The organism is uncultured Methanobrevibacter sp., from assembly GCF_900314695.1.
Taxonomy (GTDB): domain Archaea; phylum Methanobacteriota; class Methanobacteria; order Methanobacteriales; family Methanobacteriaceae; genus Methanocatella.
Genome location: NZ_OMWD01000016.1, coordinates 22,447 through 40,417 on the forward strand (window position 1 = coordinate 22,447; position 17,971 = coordinate 40,417).

At 35.3% G+C, this 17,971-nt stretch carries 15 protein-coding genes and 6 tRNA genes; 18 read left to right on the top strand and 3 right to left on the bottom strand.

Annotated features, from left to right (window positions below):
- Positions 1-79: 79 nt before the first annotated feature.
- The 3 genes from QZN45_RS06680 to thiM all read right to left on the bottom strand — a co-directional run bounded on the left by QZN45_RS06680 (position 80) and on the right by thiM (position 2,660).
- Entirely contained in the window at positions 80-982 is a 903-nt protein-coding gene (locus QZN45_RS06680; RefSeq protein ID WP_292606436.1) for an AEC family transporter, read from the bottom strand.
- Between the two features lie 194 nt (positions 983-1,176).
- Positions 1,177-1,797, bottom strand: a complete 621-nt coding sequence (gene thiE, locus QZN45_RS06685) for a thiamine phosphate synthase (RefSeq protein ID WP_296811976.1) — start codon at positions 1,795-1,797, stop codon at positions 1,177-1,179.
- The gene (thiM, locus tag QZN45_RS06690) at positions 1,794-2,660 is read right to left on the bottom strand and encodes a hydroxyethylthiazole kinase (protein WP_292606438.1); all 867 of its coding nucleotides are present in this window, start codon (positions 2,658-2,660) and stop codon (positions 1,794-1,796) included. Before thiM ends, thiE begins: the two co-directional genes overlap by 4 nt.
- A gap of 115 nt (positions 2,661-2,775) precedes the next feature.
- On the opposite strand from thiM, the gene QZN45_RS06695 reads away from it, so the two are divergent.
- From QZN45_RS06695 to QZN45_RS06780, 18 genes are all read left to right on the top strand, one after another.
- A tRNA-Thr gene (locus tag QZN45_RS06695) sits at positions 2,776-2,849 on the top strand.
- Positions 2,850-2,964: 115 nt separating this feature from the next.
- Positions 2,965-3,039, top strand: a tRNA-Pro gene (locus QZN45_RS06700).
- 4 nt (positions 3,040-3,043) lie between these two features.
- A tRNA-Tyr gene (locus QZN45_RS06705) sits at positions 3,044-3,117 on the top strand.
- Positions 3,118-3,251: 134 nt separating this feature from the next.
- Positions 3,252-3,323: transfer RNA gene (locus QZN45_RS06710), tRNA-Asp, on the top strand.
- Between the two features lie 30 nt (positions 3,324-3,353).
- A tRNA-Lys gene (locus tag QZN45_RS06715) sits at positions 3,354-3,427 on the top strand.
- A 43-nt stretch (positions 3,428-3,470) separates the two neighbouring features.
- Positions 3,471-3,704: a DNA-directed RNA polymerase subunit H gene (locus QZN45_RS06720; protein ID WP_292606440.1), complete on the top strand. Its 234-nt coding sequence runs from the start codon at positions 3,471-3,473 to the stop codon at positions 3,702-3,704.
- Positions 3,705-3,949: 245 nt separating this feature from the next.
- Positions 3,950-5,494 carry a DNA-directed RNA polymerase subunit B'' gene (locus QZN45_RS06725; RefSeq protein ID WP_292606442.1) on the top strand — a complete coding sequence of 515 codons (1,545 nt, stop codon included), beginning with the start codon at positions 3,950-3,952 and terminating at the stop codon, positions 5,492-5,494.
- Positions 5,495-5,512: 18 nt separating this feature from the next.
- Complete coding sequence (rpoB, locus tag QZN45_RS06730) at positions 5,513-7,318, top strand: DNA-directed RNA polymerase subunit B (RefSeq protein WP_292606444.1); 1,806 nt, start codon at positions 5,513-5,515, stop codon at positions 7,316-7,318.
- A gap of 70 nt (positions 7,319-7,388) precedes the next feature.
- On the top strand, positions 7,389-10,559 hold the full coding sequence (locus QZN45_RS06735) for a DNA-directed RNA polymerase subunit A' (protein WP_394346767.1): 3,171 nt from the start codon (positions 7,389-7,391) through the stop codon (positions 10,557-10,559).
- An 8-nt stretch (positions 10,560-10,567) separates the two neighbouring features.
- Complete coding sequence (gene rpoA2 / locus QZN45_RS06740; RefSeq protein WP_292606448.1) at positions 10,568-11,761, top strand: DNA-directed RNA polymerase subunit A''; 1,194 nt, start codon at positions 10,568-10,570, stop codon at positions 11,759-11,761.
- Positions 11,762-11,769: 8 nt separating this feature from the next.
- Complete coding sequence (locus QZN45_RS06745; protein WP_292606450.1) at positions 11,770-12,069, top strand: 50S ribosomal protein L30e; 300 nt, start codon at positions 11,770-11,772, stop codon at positions 12,067-12,069.
- A 6-nt stretch (positions 12,070-12,075) separates the two neighbouring features.
- A complete protein-coding gene (locus tag QZN45_RS06750; protein ID WP_292606452.1) occupies positions 12,076-12,507 on the top strand; it encodes a NusA-like transcription termination signal-binding factor in 432 nt (143 codons plus the stop codon).
- A gap of 331 nt (positions 12,508-12,838) precedes the next feature.
- Positions 12,839-13,264, top strand: coding sequence for a 30S ribosomal protein S12 (locus tag QZN45_RS06755; protein WP_067044341.1), 426 nt, complete (start codon positions 12,839-12,841; stop codon positions 13,262-13,264).
- Positions 13,265-13,276: 12 nt separating this feature from the next.
- On the top strand, positions 13,277-13,837 hold the full coding sequence (locus QZN45_RS06760; protein WP_292606456.1) for a 30S ribosomal protein S7: 561 nt from the start codon (positions 13,277-13,279) through the stop codon (positions 13,835-13,837).
- 28 nt (positions 13,838-13,865) lie between these two features.
- A complete protein-coding gene (locus QZN45_RS06765; protein ID WP_292606458.1) occupies positions 13,866-16,067 on the top strand; it encodes an elongation factor EF-2 in 2,202 nt (733 codons plus the stop codon).
- Between the two features lie 159 nt (positions 16,068-16,226).
- Positions 16,227-17,468, top strand: coding sequence for a translation elongation factor EF-1 subunit alpha (gene tuf / locus QZN45_RS06770; protein ID WP_292606460.1), 1,242 nt, complete (start codon positions 16,227-16,229; stop codon positions 17,466-17,468).
- A gap of 67 nt (positions 17,469-17,535) precedes the next feature.
- Positions 17,536-17,844, top strand: a complete 309-nt coding sequence (gene rpsJ, locus QZN45_RS06775; protein WP_042691424.1) for a 30S ribosomal protein S10 — start codon at positions 17,536-17,538, stop codon at positions 17,842-17,844.
- A gap of 35 nt (positions 17,845-17,879) precedes the next feature.
- A tRNA-Ser gene (locus tag QZN45_RS06780) sits at positions 17,880-17,963 on the top strand.
- Positions 17,964-17,971 lie beyond the last annotated feature (8 nt).

Here is a 17,971-nt window from a genome sequence, read left to right on the forward strand (position 1 = left end):
AATCGGTAATTTTTTAATTTTCTCTATTTAATCCTTGGGAGATTTTTAACTAAATCTTCCACACACTACAAACTATTTTTTAGCTTAAAAAGCCTATGATTGCAGTTAATGTAAACACGCTTAAAACAACATTTGTAAATGTTAAAGATCCCATCAAATCAGCATCAAGGCCATATTCTATAGCAAGCACCAGTGCATTTCCTGCAGTTGACATTCCTGCTTCAAGAATTGCAATGTTAAAAGCCATACCTGATATCTTGAATATTGAAAGCAGTCCAAACATTATCACAGGAGCAATCACCAGCTTAATGACAGATACTGCTATTGAAGGGGAGAGATAGTTTTTCACATTTCCAAAATCAAGTGAAAGACCCAGTGACAGCATGATTAATGGTATTGTAGCCTGTCCGAAATAGTTTAGAGTGTTTTCAACAACATAGATTAACGGAATATTGAAAACATTAAATATTAATGCAAATATCACTGCCCAGACCGGAGTAAAGGTCAGTGCTTTTTTTAATGCCTCCTTTCTGTTGCCTCCGAATTTAGTTGCAAGGATAACGCCGTAGAGAACTACCCATGTTGATGTTGCAAGATCATAAAACACCGCATTGATAAATCCTTCATTTCCAAAAACCCCTAATGATACTGGAAATCCTATAAACCCAGTATTCATGATTGATGCTGCAATAATTATTGTCCATGTGGTCTTTTTAGAGTAATTTCTCACTCTGCAGTAAGCATATGCTATGACTATAAGTATGCATGTCAGGGTAAAACCCAGAACAGGTAAAAAGAGCATGTTATGAGATATCTGGGCATCATACAGATTTATAAAAATCATTGCAGGAAGTGCAATGTATAAAACAATCTTTGAAAGAAGTTCCCTATCTGATTTTTTTAGAAAACCCTTTTGCCTTAAAAATACTCCTAACAGAATCATTATTGTCGGCACTAAAATAACTTCAATTGGACTTGCCATCTAAATTTCCTCAATTAATCATTTCTATATTATTATTTAATATTTTTTGATATAAGATAATCATTATTTTAAATTGAATTTAGGTTAAAAATCATGACTTTCAATAATGAAATTCAATTTACTACAAAAATAAGAAAAATAAGAAAAACTATCAATAATTTAAATTATTGACAAAACCCTTAAAATAAATAAAATTAGCTATTAAAAATATTTAATAACTCTTCAGATGATTTTTTAGGATTTTCAGAACTCATTATTGCACTAACGACAGATAATCCTGCGATTCCGGTGTCAATTAAGGTGGATGCATTGTCCAAATTTATTCCTCCAATTGCAACAACCGGAATGTTTATTGACTCGACAATTTCTTTTAAATCCTCTTTGGTAATTGAAGGAGCATCGTCTTTGGTTGCTGTTGGAAAAACCGCACCTGTTCCAATGTAATCGGCACCATCTCTTTCAGCTTTTTTTGCCTCTTCAATGGTTGCAGCTGAAACGCCCAATATTTTATCTTTTCCGATTAGTTTTCTTGTAACGTCACAAGGCATGTCTGATTGTCCAACATGCACACCGTCGGCATCAATGGCTAGTGCTATGTCAACTCTGTCATTGATAATTAATGGAACATTGTATCTTGTGGTAATCTCTTTAACTTTCAGTGCTAATTCATAAAAATCCAGAGTTTCTGCTGTTTTTTCTCTAATTTGAACTACAGTTACTCCGCCTTTTATTCCTTCTTCAATTGTATTTAAGAATTTTTCTACATCATCACTATTGTCGGTGACGAGGTAAAGTGATAAGTCTATCTTATTCATAATATCCTGATGTTTGATTCATTTATTAAGCTTTCAGCATTGGTTTTATAAAGGTAATCAATTAAATAAGCTCTAAATGATCCTGTTCCTTCATCTTTTTCATCTACTTTTGCTCTTGCTTTTTCACCTGCAATGTTCATTGCCAAAATTGCCACCAAGCTTCCTTCAAGTGGAGTTGATCCTCCAATACAACTTCCAACTATAGATGACAACATGCATCCGCTGCCTGTAATTAAAGGCATCATGTCGTCTCCATTGTCAATGGCTATTGTTGTTTTTCCATCGCTTAGTATGTCTATTGGTCCGCTTGCTAAAATTGTTGTATCCAATTTTTCTGCAAGTTCTCTTATGATTTCTCCATTTGCAGATAGGTTTTCTTCAGTAATTATGTCATCAATATTTACATCAACGCCTTTTGCGGTGTTATTTTCATCGATAACACCAACTAATTTGGCAATTGATTTGATTTCTGTAATGTTTCCGCGTATTGCGGCCATATTGTAATTATTAATTAGGTCCATGGTTGTTTTGTTTCTAAGTTCTGTTACGCCAACACCTACCGGATCAAGTATTATTGGAGTGTCGGTTTCATTTGCTACTTTGGCACTTACATTCATGGAATTGATTTGTTCTTTGCTTAATTTGCCTATATTTATAACTAATGCATCTGCTATTGTTACAACTTCTTCGAGCTCTTCTGCATCTTCAGCCATAAATGGTGATCCTCCAATTGCAAGAACTGCATTTGCACAATCATTGATTGTAACTGAATTGGTTATGCAGTGTGTTAAAGGATTTTTTTCTTTTATTTGAGATAAAGTTTCATTAATGCTATTAAGTAAACTTTCTTTTTGATTTGTCATGATTATTAATTATAAATTCTATAATATTTATATTTTCATATTTTTTGGTTGATTTATAGTAAAGTATTTAAACTACTTTTAACATAAATTACATTGTTCTATAATATAGAGTTATGCCTCGGTGGCTCAGTCTGGTAGAGCGCGAGACTTGTAATCTCGTGGTCGCGGGTTCAATTCCCGTCCGGGGCTTTATAATTTTATATTCAATTTTGATTTTTCATCATTTTGTTGAAATTATAGTAACCTTTATATAATAGAATGTTTATATTATTATTAGTATGCTATCTCATGCATAGTTATGCATGGGTCCGTAGGGTAGCTTGGTCGATCCTTTGGGCTTTGGGAGCCTGAGACTCCGGTTCAAATCCGGGCGGACCCATTTTCCCGCCTTAGCTCAATTTGGCAGAGCGTTGGACTGTAGATCCAAATGTTGCTGGTTCAAGTCCGGCAGGCGGGATTCCAATATTTATTTATTTGTTATCATATGTTATTTTTTAGCAAAATATTGCTATTTTCCAAAACATTTATATATGATGATGTAAATATTTATTAAATAGTGTATTATTACACATTATCGTTTAAGTATTTCTTGCCCTGGTGGTGTAGGGGCTATCATGTGGGCCTGTCGAGCCCGCGACTCGGGTTCAAATCCCGGCCAGGGCGCTTCAAATACTAGATGATAAAAATTCATGTAGGCCTGTAGCTCAGTCTGGCAGAGCGCTTGGCTTTTAACCAAGCGGCCGCGGGTTCAATTCCCGTCAGGCCTGTTTCTAATTTTATATTTTAACTTTTCTATCTGGAGGAAAAAATTTGAAAATTGATATTCAAGACCATATGTTAGTACCAACACATGAAATCATGACCGAAGATGAAATTGCTGATGAATTTAGTGATGTTGAGTATGATTTTAAAAATCTTCCTAAAATTAGATCAAATGATCCTGTTGTAAAAGCTATTGATGCAAAACCAGGAGATATTTTAAGGATTACTCGTGAAAGTCAAACTGCGGGTGTGTTTGTTACTTATAGGATAGTGGAAGATTAATTTAAATATAATTTTAGAGTTAGTGAAATTTATATATAGTATAATTTCTGTGTTTTTTTCTTTTTAGAAATTCATTATAATAAATTTAACTTAGTTTGAGAGGAATTATCTTATAGGAGATAGTTATGAGTAAATTAAGAATAATGATTAAATGAATTAGTTGTTAGGTTTTTACCTAATCTTATTATTTACTTTTATTTAGTTTATTATTTTTATAGCGTTTACGTAAATGCTGGAGGAAGTCCATGACAGAGAATAATTGGAAATTAGTTGATGCATTTTTCGATAAATATGATTTAGTAGATCACCATATTAAGTCATATAATGATTTTGTAAATAATAGGATTCAAAATATCATTGATATTACTGAACCTATTACATTAGATGATGGAAAATATACTTTAAAAACTGGTAAAGTACGTATTGAGAAACCATCTAATAAAGAAGCAGACGGATCAAGCAGTATTATTGACCCGACTGAAGCAAGACTTAGAAATTTAAATTATTCTGCAGACATGTACCTTGAAATGGCATTAAATGCTGAAGGAGAAGATAATCCTTTGGAAGAAGTATACATTGGCGAATTGCCTGTTATGCTCAAATCTGATATTTGCCACCTCAATGGTTTAACTGCTGAAGAATTAATTGAAAAACATGAAGATCCTCAAGATTTAGGAGGTTACTTTATTGTAAATGGTTCAGAAAGAGCTGTTGTTACAATGGAAGAAATTGCTCCAAATAAAATCATTCTTGAAAGATTGGATGAAGTTGAAGATAGGCATGCTAAAGCAGTCGTAACTTCAATTAAAAGTGGTTTCAGAGCTAGAATTACTTTGGAATATAAAAAACCACGTAAGAATGGTGTATTTTTAAGAATTTCTTTCCCATACCTTCCGGGTGAAATTCCATTAGTTATTTTATTAAGGGCTCTTGGATTATCTACCGATCAGGAAATTATTACAGCAATATCTGATGACAATAACTTCCAGATGATGGTTGCAGACGATATTCAGGTTTCACTTGAAGCTTTAAAATTGGATCAAACTGAAATGGATAGCATGACTCTTGATGAAAGAAGAGAATACATGCAGGATGCTGCTATTAAATACATAGGTAACAGAGTAGCTAAAAACATGCCTGCCGACTATCGTACAAAACGTGCTACCGATGTAATAAACCGTTACTTATTGCCTCATATGGGTACTGAACCTGAAAGATGTTATGATAAGGCTATTTACTTAGCTGAAATGACTGAAATGTTACTTGAAGTTATTGAAGAAAAAAGAGAACCTCACGATAAGGACCATTATACTAACAAAAGACTCAGAGTATCTGGAGATTTAATGGAAGATTTATTCAGAGTCGCTTTCACTAACTTGACCAGAGATATGAGTTATCAACTTGAAAGAAGTCTTTCCCGTGGAAAAGACCTTTCAATTAAGCAAGCTGTTCGTAGTGATGTTTTAACTGAAAATATTAAGCACGCTATTGCTACCGGTAATTGGGTAGGTGGAAGAGCTGGTGTTAGTCAGTTATTAGACAGAACTAGTTACATGGGTACACTTTCTCACTTAAGACGTGTTGTATCTCCATTAACCAGAAGTCAACCTCACTTTGAAGCAAGAGATTTACATCCAACTCAATTTGGTAAAATATGTCCAAACGAAACTCCTGAGGGACCTAACTGTGGTTTGGTAAAGAATTTAGCTTTAATGTGTAATATTTCTGAAGGTTCTGATGAACAGGAAATTATAGATGTTATTGAAAGTATGGATGTATTAATTAAATAAGCTAAGGAGGGAATTTATTTGCAAAAATGTAAGATTTACATAAATGGTGAACTTCTCGGGGCTTGTGAAAATCCGGTTGAGTTTACTCAAGAAATGAGAGAAAAAAGAAGAAATGGTGAAGTCTCTCATGAAATGAATATTACCTATTACGAAGACAATAATGAGATTTATATATTTAATGATCCTGGAAGGGCAAGAAGGCCATTAATCATTGTTAAAGAGGGCGTTCCACTTCTTAAAGAAGATCATTTAAATAAAATCGCTAATGGAAAATTAAGATGGGACGATTTGATAGATGATGGTCTTATCGAATATTTGGATGCTGAAGAGGAAGAAAACTCATACATTGCAATGTCTTTAGCTGATTTGAATGAAGAACACACTCATTTAGAAATTGACCCAGCTACCATGCTTGGTATCTGTGCTGGAATTATCCCATTCTCTGATCACAACTCTTCTCCAAGGAATACAATGGAAGCAGGTATGACAAAACAGGCTTTAGGTTTATATGTATCCAACTACGCATTACGTACTGATACAAGGGCTCACTTGTTACACCATCCACAAACTCCTATTGTAAAAACACGTATTATCGATTCAACTAATTACGATTTAAGACCATCCGGTCAAAACTTTGTTGTTGCATTAATGTCTTATGAAGGATACAACATGGAAGACGCAATGGTCATTAACAAAGGTGCTTTAGAAAGAGGTTTAGCTAGATCTTCTTTCTTCAGGGCTTACGATACTTCAGAAAAAAGATACGCCGGTGGGCAAGTTGACAAATTTGAAGTGCCTGACAAAAACATTAAAGGATACAGATCCGAGGAAGCTTACAGAAACTTGGACGATGACGGTGTAGTTAACCCTGAATCTGTCGTAAAATCCGGTGATGTATTGATTGGAAAAACTTCACCACCAAGATTCTTGGAAGAGGACTTTGGTACTGTTGCTGATAGAAGAAGAGAAACTTCCGTAACTGTAAGACATGGTGAAAAAGGTATTGTTGATGCAGTTCTTTTATCAGAAACTGTTGAAGGTTCAAGATTAGCAAAAATTAGAGTAAGAGATACAAGACAACCTGAATTTGGTGATAAATTCGCATCAAGACACGGTCAGAAAGGGGTTGTCGGTTTAATATTATCTCCTGAAGACATTCCATTTACTGAATTTGGTGTAGTGCCTGATTTAATTGTTAACCCTCACGCTATTCCATCAAGGATGTCTATTGGACAGGTGCTTGAGATGGTTGCAGGTAAAGCAGGTTGTCTTGAAGGTGAAAGGGTGGATGCAACTCCATTCAACCAAGCTCTTGAAGATGAAATCAAACAGCAATTATTAAACAACGGTTTTGAATCTGCAGGATGCGAATCACTCTACAGTGGAGTAACCGGTGAAAGATTGGATGCTGAAATATTTGTCGGTGTTGCTTATTACCAAAAATTACACCACATGACTACTGATAAAGTTTATGCTCGTTCTAGAGGTCCAGTACAAGTGCTTACACGTCAACCTACTGAAGGTAGAGCACGTGAAGGTGGTTTAAGATTTGGAGAAATGGAAAGAGATTGTCTTATTGCACACGGTGCAGCATTAACTTTAAAAGAAAGACTTTTAGATGAATCAGACAAATACGAAGCTATTGTCTGTGAAAACTGTGGTATGTTAGCAGTATATGATAAGAATAGAAATAAGAAATACTGTCCAATTTGTGGAGATGTCGAAACATACCCTGTTGAAATATCTTATGCATTTAAATTATTATTAGACGAACTTAAGAGTTTATGTATTTTCCCTAAATTAGTTTTAGGAGACAAAGCATAATTAAATTGATATAAGGAGCCAACATATGAACGGTTATATTAAAAAAATTGAGCAAATAAATTTTGGGCTAATGTCTCCTGATGACATTCGTGAAATGTCTGTTGTTACTGTTGAAACTCCGGATACCTATGAGGATGATGGTTTTCCTATTGAAAAAGGTTTAATGGATCCTCGTTTAGGTGTTATCGACCCAAGTTTAGTTTGTAGAACTTGTGGTTTCAGAGGTGGGGACTGTCAAGGACACTTTGGTAGTATTGAACTCGCAAGACCTGTTATCCACATTGGTTTTGGTGATGTAATTCATAAGATTTTACGTTCAACCTGTAACAGTTGCGGTCGTGTTCTATTACCTGAAAACGTTCTTGAAGAATACACCAAAAAAATTACTGAAGCAATGGAAAACAAGGAAAGCATTTCAGAAATTTTGAAAAAACTACAAAACGAAACCAAAAAAGTCGAAATGTCTGATGCTAAACAGAATGACATTGTTGATAAAATCATGAAAGAAGTCTATCCTGAAGGAGAAGACAACTATGATGATGCTGATAGTGAAGATTTATTATTGAACATTTTGGATCAACTTTATGCTGAAGCTTACATGGAAAGAGATGAAACTGAGGGAAAACCTCACTTCAAATACATTGACCCAAAACAGCTCTGTCCACACTGTAAGAAAAATCAATCAATGGCTGATATTGAAGCAAGCTATGATATGATTGAAGCTAAAAATGCTGATGATTTACACAAACTTCATGACAAGATAGTTGAAGATGTCGAAGAGGAATTCGAGAAAAAGGTTGCCAAAATCGACAAGAAAATTGAAAAACTTCAAGAAAGCGATGAAGTTGATAAAGATGCAATTGTTGAGTTAGAAGAGGAAAAAACCGATATTCTTGCTGAAGCTGAAGAAAAATCTGAAGATAAAGTTCAAAAAGAATTCAAAAGACGTTTAAGAGATTTCGTCAAACAATACTTGCAAGAATTAATCCAAGAACCTATTCTTTTAGACAAACCTGTAACAATCCGTCGTGGAGATTACAAGTTGACTGCATCTGAAGTACGTGAAAGACTTGAAAACATCACTGATTATGATTCATTTGTTTTAGGTGTTAATCCTGAAGTTGCAAGACCTGAATGGTTAGTATTAACAGTGCTTCCTGTTCCTCCTGTAACTGTAAGGCCATCAATTACTTTGGATACTGGTGAGAGGTCTGAAGACGACTTGACTCACAAGCTTGTAGATATCTTAAGAATCAATCAAAGATTGCTCGAAAACATGGAAGCTGGTGCTCCACAATTGATTGTTGAAGACTTATGGGAATTATTACAATATCACGTTACTACTTACTTTGATAATGAAGCTAGTGGTGTTCCACCTGCAAGACACAGATCCGGAAGACCTCTCAAAACATTAACCCAAAGGTTAAAAGGTAAAGAAGGTCGTTTCAGATCAAACCTTTCAGGTAAACGTGTAAACTTCTCTGCACGTACTGTAATTTCACCTGACCCAAACATCAGTATCAATGAGGTCGGTGTTCCTGAAATGATTGCAAAAGAAGTAACCGTACCAGTATATGTAAACGAATGGAACATGGATGAAATGATTAAATACATTGAAAACGGTCCTGAAGTTCACCCTGGTGCAAATTATGTAATCAGAAAAGACGGAAGAAAAATCAGAGTGCATTCCGAAGAAACCAAAGAGTTAATCCTAGAACAATTGGAACCAGGTTTCATTATTGAAAGACACTTGAAAGATGGAGATATGGTACTGTTCAACCGTCAGCCTTCACTTCACAGAATGAGTATGATGGCTCACGAAGTAAGAGTACTTCCATACAAGACTTTCAGATTAAACTTATGCGTATGTCCTCCATACAATGCGGACTTTGACGGAGACGAAATGAACATGCACGTATTCCAGACTGATGAATCTCGTGCAGAAGCTAAATCCTTGATGCGTGTACAGGAACACATTCTATCTCCAAGGTTCGGAGGACCAATTATCGGTGCTATTCACGACCACATTTCCGGTGCTTATCTTTTAACCAGGGATGGTGTCGAATTCACAGAAGAAGAAGCACTACAAATCATACGCAAATCCCACTTGAAAATACCTGAATTCAAGTCCGGTCAATGGATTTTAAAATATGACTCTGACCACGATGAAGAATCATTTATCTACAAAGACAAAGGAGATAAATGGACAGGTAAAGAATTGTTCTCATTATTATTACCAAATGACTTAAACTTATCTTACAGTGCTGAGATTTCAAAATGTCCTGTAGTATACCCTGAAACAGATGCAAGCGTTGTTATCAAAAACGGTATCTTGACTCAAGGTGTAATCGATGAATCCGCTTACGGATCATTTTCAGGTAAAATCTTAGATAAAATCGTTAAAGAATATGGTCCTGGAAGAGCTAAGGAGTTCTTAGACCGTTCCACTGACCTTGCTATCTGTGGAATCATGAAAACAGGAATTACCACTTCATTAAACGATGAAGAAATTCCTTCCGAAGCTCAAGATCGTATTAACGAGCACTTGGATAAAAAGATGGCTGAAGTAGATAAACTTGTTGAATCTTATGAAGAAGGTTATCTCCAAGCTTTACCTGGTAGAAGTCTTGAAGAGACTTTAGAGATGAAAATCATGCAAGTTCTCGGGGAAGCTAGGGATATGTCCGGTCAGATTGCAGAAAATTACCTCACAATGGGTAAACAATCTGATGATGACTCATACGAACATGTAATGGCTGTTGAAAACCACTCTGTAGTAATGGCACGTACCGGTGCAAGGGCATCCATGTTGAACCTTACTCAGATTACTGCTTGTGTAGGACAACAAGCGGTTAGGGGTGGACGTATCGAAAGGGGTTACCTAAACCGTACCTTACCTCACTTCAAGAAAGGTGAGTTAGGGGCTAAAGCGAAAGGATTTGTACACTCAAGTTACAAATCAGGTCTTGACCCAATTGAGTTCTTCTTCCACGCAATGGGAGGAAGAGAAGGTCTTGTAGATACAGCGATTCGTACCGCACAATCCGGTTACATGCAAAGAAGACTCGTAAACGCATTGCAAGATTTACAAGTTAAACAGTCAGGACTTGTTACTGACAACCAAGGTAATGTTATCCAAACCATGTTCGGTGAAGATGGTGTGGATCCTGCAAAATCAGACTTTGGTAAACCAGCTGACTTAAATAAACTTATTGATGAAATCAGAATGGAAGGTAAGTAGGTGTAACTATGGATGATATTATAATTAAGATAAATGACACAATTGCTGAAATTAATGATTCAGAAAATCTCAACATTGATTTTCCAGATAGTTATATCGAAGATTTAGCTAAAGCTTATATTCAAAATGATTTATCTGATGATGAGTTAAGAAAATTAGTAATCAAGCTTAAAAATGCCTATGACCGAGCTCATGTTGAAGCTGGAGAGGCTGTTGGAACAGTAGCTGCTCAATCTGTTGGTGAACCAGGTACTCAGATGACTATGCGTACTTTTCACTATGCAGGGGTAACTGAGCTAAACGTAACATTAGGTCTTCCGAGACTTATTGAGATTGTTGATGCAAGAAAAGAGATTGCTACTCCAACTATGGATATTTACTTTGATGAAGAAAGACGTAATGATGAAGAGTTTGTTAGAACTTTAGCTAACAAGATTGGTAAAAGTACTATAAACGATATTCTTTCTGATTTCAATTTAAATTATGGTACTATGGAAGTTGAAGCAATTTTAGACAGTAAAAAGATTGAGGAAAAAAGACTTGATCGTGAAGAAATCAATGCTATAATTGGAAAAACTTTCAAGAAAGCTGTTATTAATAATGATGAAATTGTTATTCCATCAGGAAAACCGGATTCCAAATCCTCAGATGTTAAATTTGAAATTAGGGAACTTCGTCTCTTAGCAGATAAGGTTCGTGATTTACAGATTAGTGGTATAAAAGGTATCGGAAAAGTTATTATTCGTCGTGATGATGAATGGATTATCCATACCGAAGGATCCAACCTTAAAGAAATTCTTGACATGGAAGGTATTGATCATGTGAGAACTACCACCAATAACATTCATGAAATCGGTGAGGTTTTAGGAATCGAAGCAGCTCGTCAATCTATTATTAACGAAGCTCAAAATACTCTTTCAGAACAAGGTCTTAGTGTAGATGTAAGACATATTATGTTAGTTGCAGATATCATGACTTCAGAAGGTGTTGTAAAATCCATTGGAAGACATGGTATTAGTGGTGAAAAATCAAGTGTTTTAGCTCGTGCAGCTTTTGAAGAAACTGGTAAACATTTGCTTCGTGCAAGTATTCGCGGTGAAGTGGATGATTTAACTGGTATCATCGAAAATATTATTATTGGACAACCAATACCTCTTGGTACCGGTTCTGTCGGTGTCAAAATGGATTATAAAAATGAATAGGAGGCTAGATGATGGACGTAGATAGAGGAATCAGGGTAGCTGTCGACACTGGTGATGTGACTTTAGGCTCTGAAAAATCAATTCAATCTTTAAAATTAGGAAAAGGACAACTTGTTGTTGTTGCTAGTAACGCTCCTAAAGAAATTCTTGAAGATGTTGAATATTACGCAAATCTTTCCGAAATTCCATCCTTAGTATATGATGGAACTAGTGTAGATTTGGGTTCTGTTTGTGGTAAACCTTTTACTGTTGCTACATTAATCGTAAACGATCCAGGAGATTCTACTATATTAGACGATTTGAGGTAGATTTAAGTGTCTATTAAATTTAGTGCAAATGAAATAAGATACATAGCTCTTTTCGAAAATATGACTGGAGCAATGGTTAAAGATTGCATTATCGATGATGAACACGGTAAAGTTACTTTCGTTGTAAAGAATGGTGACATGGGACTCGCTATTGGTAAGAAAGGAAGTTCCGTATCTAAAGTTCAAAGAGCAGTAGATAAAGGTGTAGAAATCATTGAATTAGATGATGACCCTATACAATTCATTAAAAATCTTTTATCTCCTGCTAAAGTACAATCTGTTAAAGTAAGTCAAAAGCAGTCAGGTAAAAAAATAGCTACTGTTACAGCAGATAATACTAACAAACGTATTGCTATCGGTAAAAATGGAATCAATATTGAAAGGGCTAAATTATTAGCAAACAGACAACATAATATTGACAATATTATTTTAAAATAGCTTTCGAGCTATTTTATTTTAATTTATTTTTTTTTTGAAAAATACTTTTTTTTATTTATATTTATAAAACAAATACATACCTTTATAAAGGTTGAAATATATATTCTATCATAAGATATCTGTACTGTTTTATAACATGACTATGTGTGCTTTTTGTCATTGTTTTTAATAATTATTTCAAGATATCTTCTTTTAGATAACTTATTTATCTAAATTAATTATTATTACTGATTGTATCTCAGAATTTAGATTGTACTATGTAGATTATAGTATAAATCGCAGCGGTGGATTCTTAGATACGCTTTTAACAAAAAGATTAGAGGAATAAAATATGCCAGGACTTTTTGCTGCAAAAAAACTTAAAAAAAATAGACAAAATTTTAAGTGGAAAGACGTGGATTACAAAAGGAGAGCTTTAAGATTAGACGTTAAAGCAGACCCTCTCGAAGGAGCTCCTCAAGCAAGAGGAATTGTAATCGAAAAAGTAGGGATAGAAGCAAAACAACCTAACTCTGCTATCCGTAAATGTGTTCGTGTTCAATTAATCAAAAACGGTAAACAATTAACTGCTTTCGCACCAGGTGACGGAGCTATCGGATTTATCGATGAACACGATGAAGTGATGATTGAAGGAATCGGTGGACCATCCGGAAGATCCATGGGAGATATTCCAGGGGTTCGTTGGAAAGTTTCCAAAGTTAACAACGTAGCTTTATCTGAAATGGTAAGTGGAAAAATAGAAAAACCTGTAAGATAAGGAGTTATATTTATGAGTAAATTATTCAATAAATGGGATCTCGATGAAGTAAAAGTTGAGGACTTAGGTTTAGTAAAATATATCTGCTTAGATGAAACTTTAGTTCCACATACTTCTGGTAGACACGTAAAAAGACAATTCGCAAAATCTAAAGTATCTATTGTTGAAAGATTAATGAACAAAGTAATGAGAACCCATCTCAACTCTGGTAAAAAGAATAAAGCTTACAACATCGTAAGAGATGCATTAGAAATTATCAATAAAAGAACTAAAAAGAATCCTGTTCAAGTTTTAGTTACTGCAGTTGAAAACACTGCACCTCGTGAAGAAACTACTCGTATTAAATACGGTGGTATTGGATACCAAGTAGCTGTAGATATCTCACCACAAAGAAGAGTAGACCTTTCATTAGGATTCTTGACCAGAGGTACTTTACAATCTTCATTCAAAAACAGAAAATCTGTTGCTGAATGTTTAGCTGATGAATTAATTCTTGCTTCTGAAGAAGATTCAAGAAGTTTCGCTTTACAAAAAGCTGAAGAGAAAGAAAGAGTTGCTAAAGCAGCGCACTAATCATAATGCTTATATATAGGTGGTTATTTTGAGTAGAAGAGACAAAATGATTGCAAAAATCAAAGAATTGATGTATGAACCTGAACAAATCAGAAATATTGGTATTTGTGCTCACATCGATCACGGTAAAACTACCTTATCTGATAACTTGCTCGCAGGTGCAGGAATGATTTCCGAAGAACTTGCTGGTGATCAAAGATTCTTAGATTTTGATGAACAAGAACAAGCACGTGGTATTACTATTGATGCAGCTAACGTATCCATGGTACACGATTACAAAGATAGTGAATACTTAATCAACTTAATCGATACTCCAGGTCACGTTGACTTCGGTGGAGACGTAACTCGTGCTATGAGAGCTGTAGATGGTGCAGTAGTAGTAGTTTGTGCTGTAGAAGGAATTATGCCTCAAACTGAGACAGTATTCAGACAAGCATTAAAAGAAAATGTTAAACCGGTTTTATTCATTAACAAAGTTGACAGATTAATCAACGAGTTAAAATTAGAACCTGAAGAGTTACAAAACAGATTCTTAAAAATCTTCATGGAAGCTAATAAATTAATCAAAAACATGGCTCCTGAAGAGAAAAAAGAAGAATGGAAATTAGATTTCACTGATGGTAGTGTAGCTTTCGGTTCAGCATACCACAATTGGGCTATTAACGTACCAACTATGCAAGAAACTGGAATTAACTTCAAAGACATCATTGATTATTGTAACGCTGAAAATGAAAAAGAATTAGCTCAAAAAGTACCTTTATCTGATGTATTATTAGGTATGGTAGTAGAACACTTACCTTCCCCTAAAGAAGCTCAAGTATACAGAGTACCTAACATATGGGATGGAGACATCGAATCTCCTGCAGGTAAATGTATGGTTGAAACCGCACCTGAAGGACCTTTAGCTGTAATGGTTACCAACGTATCTGTAGACAAACACGCTGGTGAAATCGCTACTGGTAGGGTATACGGTGGATCAATCGAAAAAGGTACAGAAGTATATCTCGTTGGTTCTCACGGTAAATCCAGAGTACAACAAGTAGGTGTATACTTCGGTCCTGAAAGAGTTAACACCGATAAGGTACCTGCAGGTAACATTGTATATGTTGCTGGTGCAAAAGGTGCTATCGCTGGGGAAACTCTCTGTTCACCTGAAGACAAAATCAAAGAGTTCGAAGGTTTAGAACACATTTCAGAACCTGTAGTTACTGTTGCTGTAGAAGCTAAAAATACTAAAGATTTACCAAAATTAATTGAAGTATTAAGACAAACTGGTAAAGAAGACCCTACCGTTAAAATCGATATTAACGAAGAAACCGGTGAACACTTAGTATCCGGTATGGGTGAGCTTCACTTAGAAGTTATTGGTTACAGAATTAAAGATAAAGGTGTAGACATTACCACATCCGAACCAATCGTTGTATACAGAGAAACCGTTAAAAAACTTTCTCCACAAGTTGAAGGTAAATCTCCAAACAAACACAACAGATTCTACATTACTGTTGAACCTATTGAACCAAGCCTTTACGATGCAATCGCTGATGGTGACATCAAAGAAGGTAGAGTTAAAGGTAAAGAATCAGCTAACGACTTCATGGAAGCTGGATTAGATAAAGAAGAAGCTAGAAGAGTATGGGCTGTTCACAACAGAAGCATTTTCCTTAACATGACTCGTGGTATTCAATACTTGGACGAAGTTAAAGAATTATTACTCGAAGGATTTGAATCCACTTTAGAAAGTGGTCCTTTAGGTGAAGAAATCTCCATGGGATTAAAATTCAAACTCAACGATGCAAAACTTCACGAAGACGCAGTTCACAGAGGACCTGCACAAGTATTGCCTGCTATCAGAAATGCAATCTTAGGTTCTATGATGTTAGCAGAACCTGCTTTACTCGAACCTATGCAAAAAGTAGTCATTGATACTCCTAACGATTACATGGGTGCATGTACTCGTGAGATTCAAAACAGAAGAGGTCAAATTGTCAACATGGGTCAAGAGACTGGTGACATGGCTAGAATTGAATCCAAAGTACCTGTAGCTGAAATGTTCGGTTTCGCTGGAGACATCAGATCTGCTGCTGAAGGTAGATGTTTATGGTCTACTGAAATTGCAGGATTTGAACCACTCCCACGTGAGATGCAAAATCAAATCGTAAGGGAAATCAGACAAAGAAAAGGATTATCTGCTGAACCTTTCCCTCCAAGTCATTACTTAGGAGATTTATAAATTTAAAATTTAAAAATTATATTTTTAATTTTTTTAATTTTTTTATTAAAAATCATGAAAAAAACATTATCTTTTTATATGTTGAATGATAAAGTTTATTTAAGCTATCATTTAGGCTTATAAATATATGTTGATAATATTACAAAAGAGGTTATTATTATGGCAAAAGAAAAAGAACATCTTAACTTAGCATTTATTGGACACGTTGACCACGGAAAATCCACTTTAGTTGGACACTTATTATTAAAAGCTGGTGCAATCGCTGAACAACAATTAGATGACGGAGAAAACAAATTCAGATTTGTTATGGACAAATTAGGAGAAGAAAGAGAAAGAGGAGTAACTATCGATTTAGCTCACCAAAAATTCTCCACCAAAAAATACGACTACACTGTAGTAGACTGTCCTGGACACAGAGACTTCGTTAAAAACATGATCACTGGTGCTTCCCAAGCAGACGCTGGTGTTTTAGTAGTTGCAGCAGACGACGGTGTAATGCCTCAAACTAAAGAACACGTGTTCTTATCCAAAACTTTAGGTATCAACCAATTAATCGTTGCTATCAACAAAATCGACTTAGTTGATTACTCCGAAGACAAATACAACGAATTAAAAGAAGAAGTATCAAACTTAATTAAAACCGTAGGATTCAACCCTGCAGATGTACCTTTCATCCCATTATCTGCATTCGAAGGGGACAACATTAACGATGCATCTCCTAACACTCCTTGGTACAAAGGTGACAACTTAATTGATGCATTAGACAAATTAACCCCACCTGAAAAACCTACTAACTTACCTTTAAGAATTCCTATTCAAGACGTCTACTCCATTACTGGTGTAGGAACCGTACCTGTAGGAAGAGTTGAAACTGGTGTAATGAAAAAAGGTGAAAACGTTATCTTTGAACCTGCTGGAGCTTCCGGAGAAGTTAAATCTATCGAAATGCACCACGAAGTATTCGACTCCGCTGAACCTGGTGACAACATCGGATTCAATGTAAGAGGTGTAGGTAAAAACGATATCAGAAGAGGAGACGTTGCAGGACACACTGATTCCGCTCCTACTGTAGCTAAAGAATTCGATGCACAAATTGTTGTTTTACAACACCCTGGTGTAATTACCGTTGGATACACTCCTGTATTCCACTGTCACACTTCCCAAGTAGCATGTACTTTCTTAGAATTATCCAAAAAATTAAACCCTGCTACTGGTGCTGTTGACGAAGAAAACCCTGACTTCTTAAAAACCGGTAACGCAGCTATTGTAAAAATCAAACCTACCAAACCTATGTGTCTCGAAAACGCAAAAGAAATCCCTCAAATGGGTAGATTTGCTATCAGAGATATGGGTCAAACTGTTGCAGCAGGTTTATGTCTTAACATTACCCCAGCAAAATAAGTTTGTAAACAATAATTAGAAAGTATTTCATACTTTCTTTTCTTTTTGTTTTTTTGGAGGAGAATAAATGAATCAAGCAAGAATTAAGCTTACAGGAACTGACCCAGAAAAATTAGCATACGTATGTGATCAACTTAAAAAAATTGCTGAAAGAACTGGTGTTGACTTATCTGGTCCTATTCCATTACCAACTAAAAAATTAGTTGTACCTACAAGAAAATCTCCAGATGGAGAAGGTAAAGCTTCTTGGGAAAAATGGGAACTCAGGATTCACAAACGTTTAATCGGTATTGGAGCTGATGAACGTGCAATGAGACAAGTTATGAAAGTCAATGTTCCTGATAATGTTAGTATCGAAATTGAACTTAAAGGATAAATATTTAGAATCCTTCTAAATATTCCTTTTCATATGCCGAGATAGTCTAGTCTGGTAAGGCGCAGGACTTGAAATCCTGTGAGGTTTCCCTCGCCTGGGTTCAAATCCCAGTCTCGGCGTTTACATC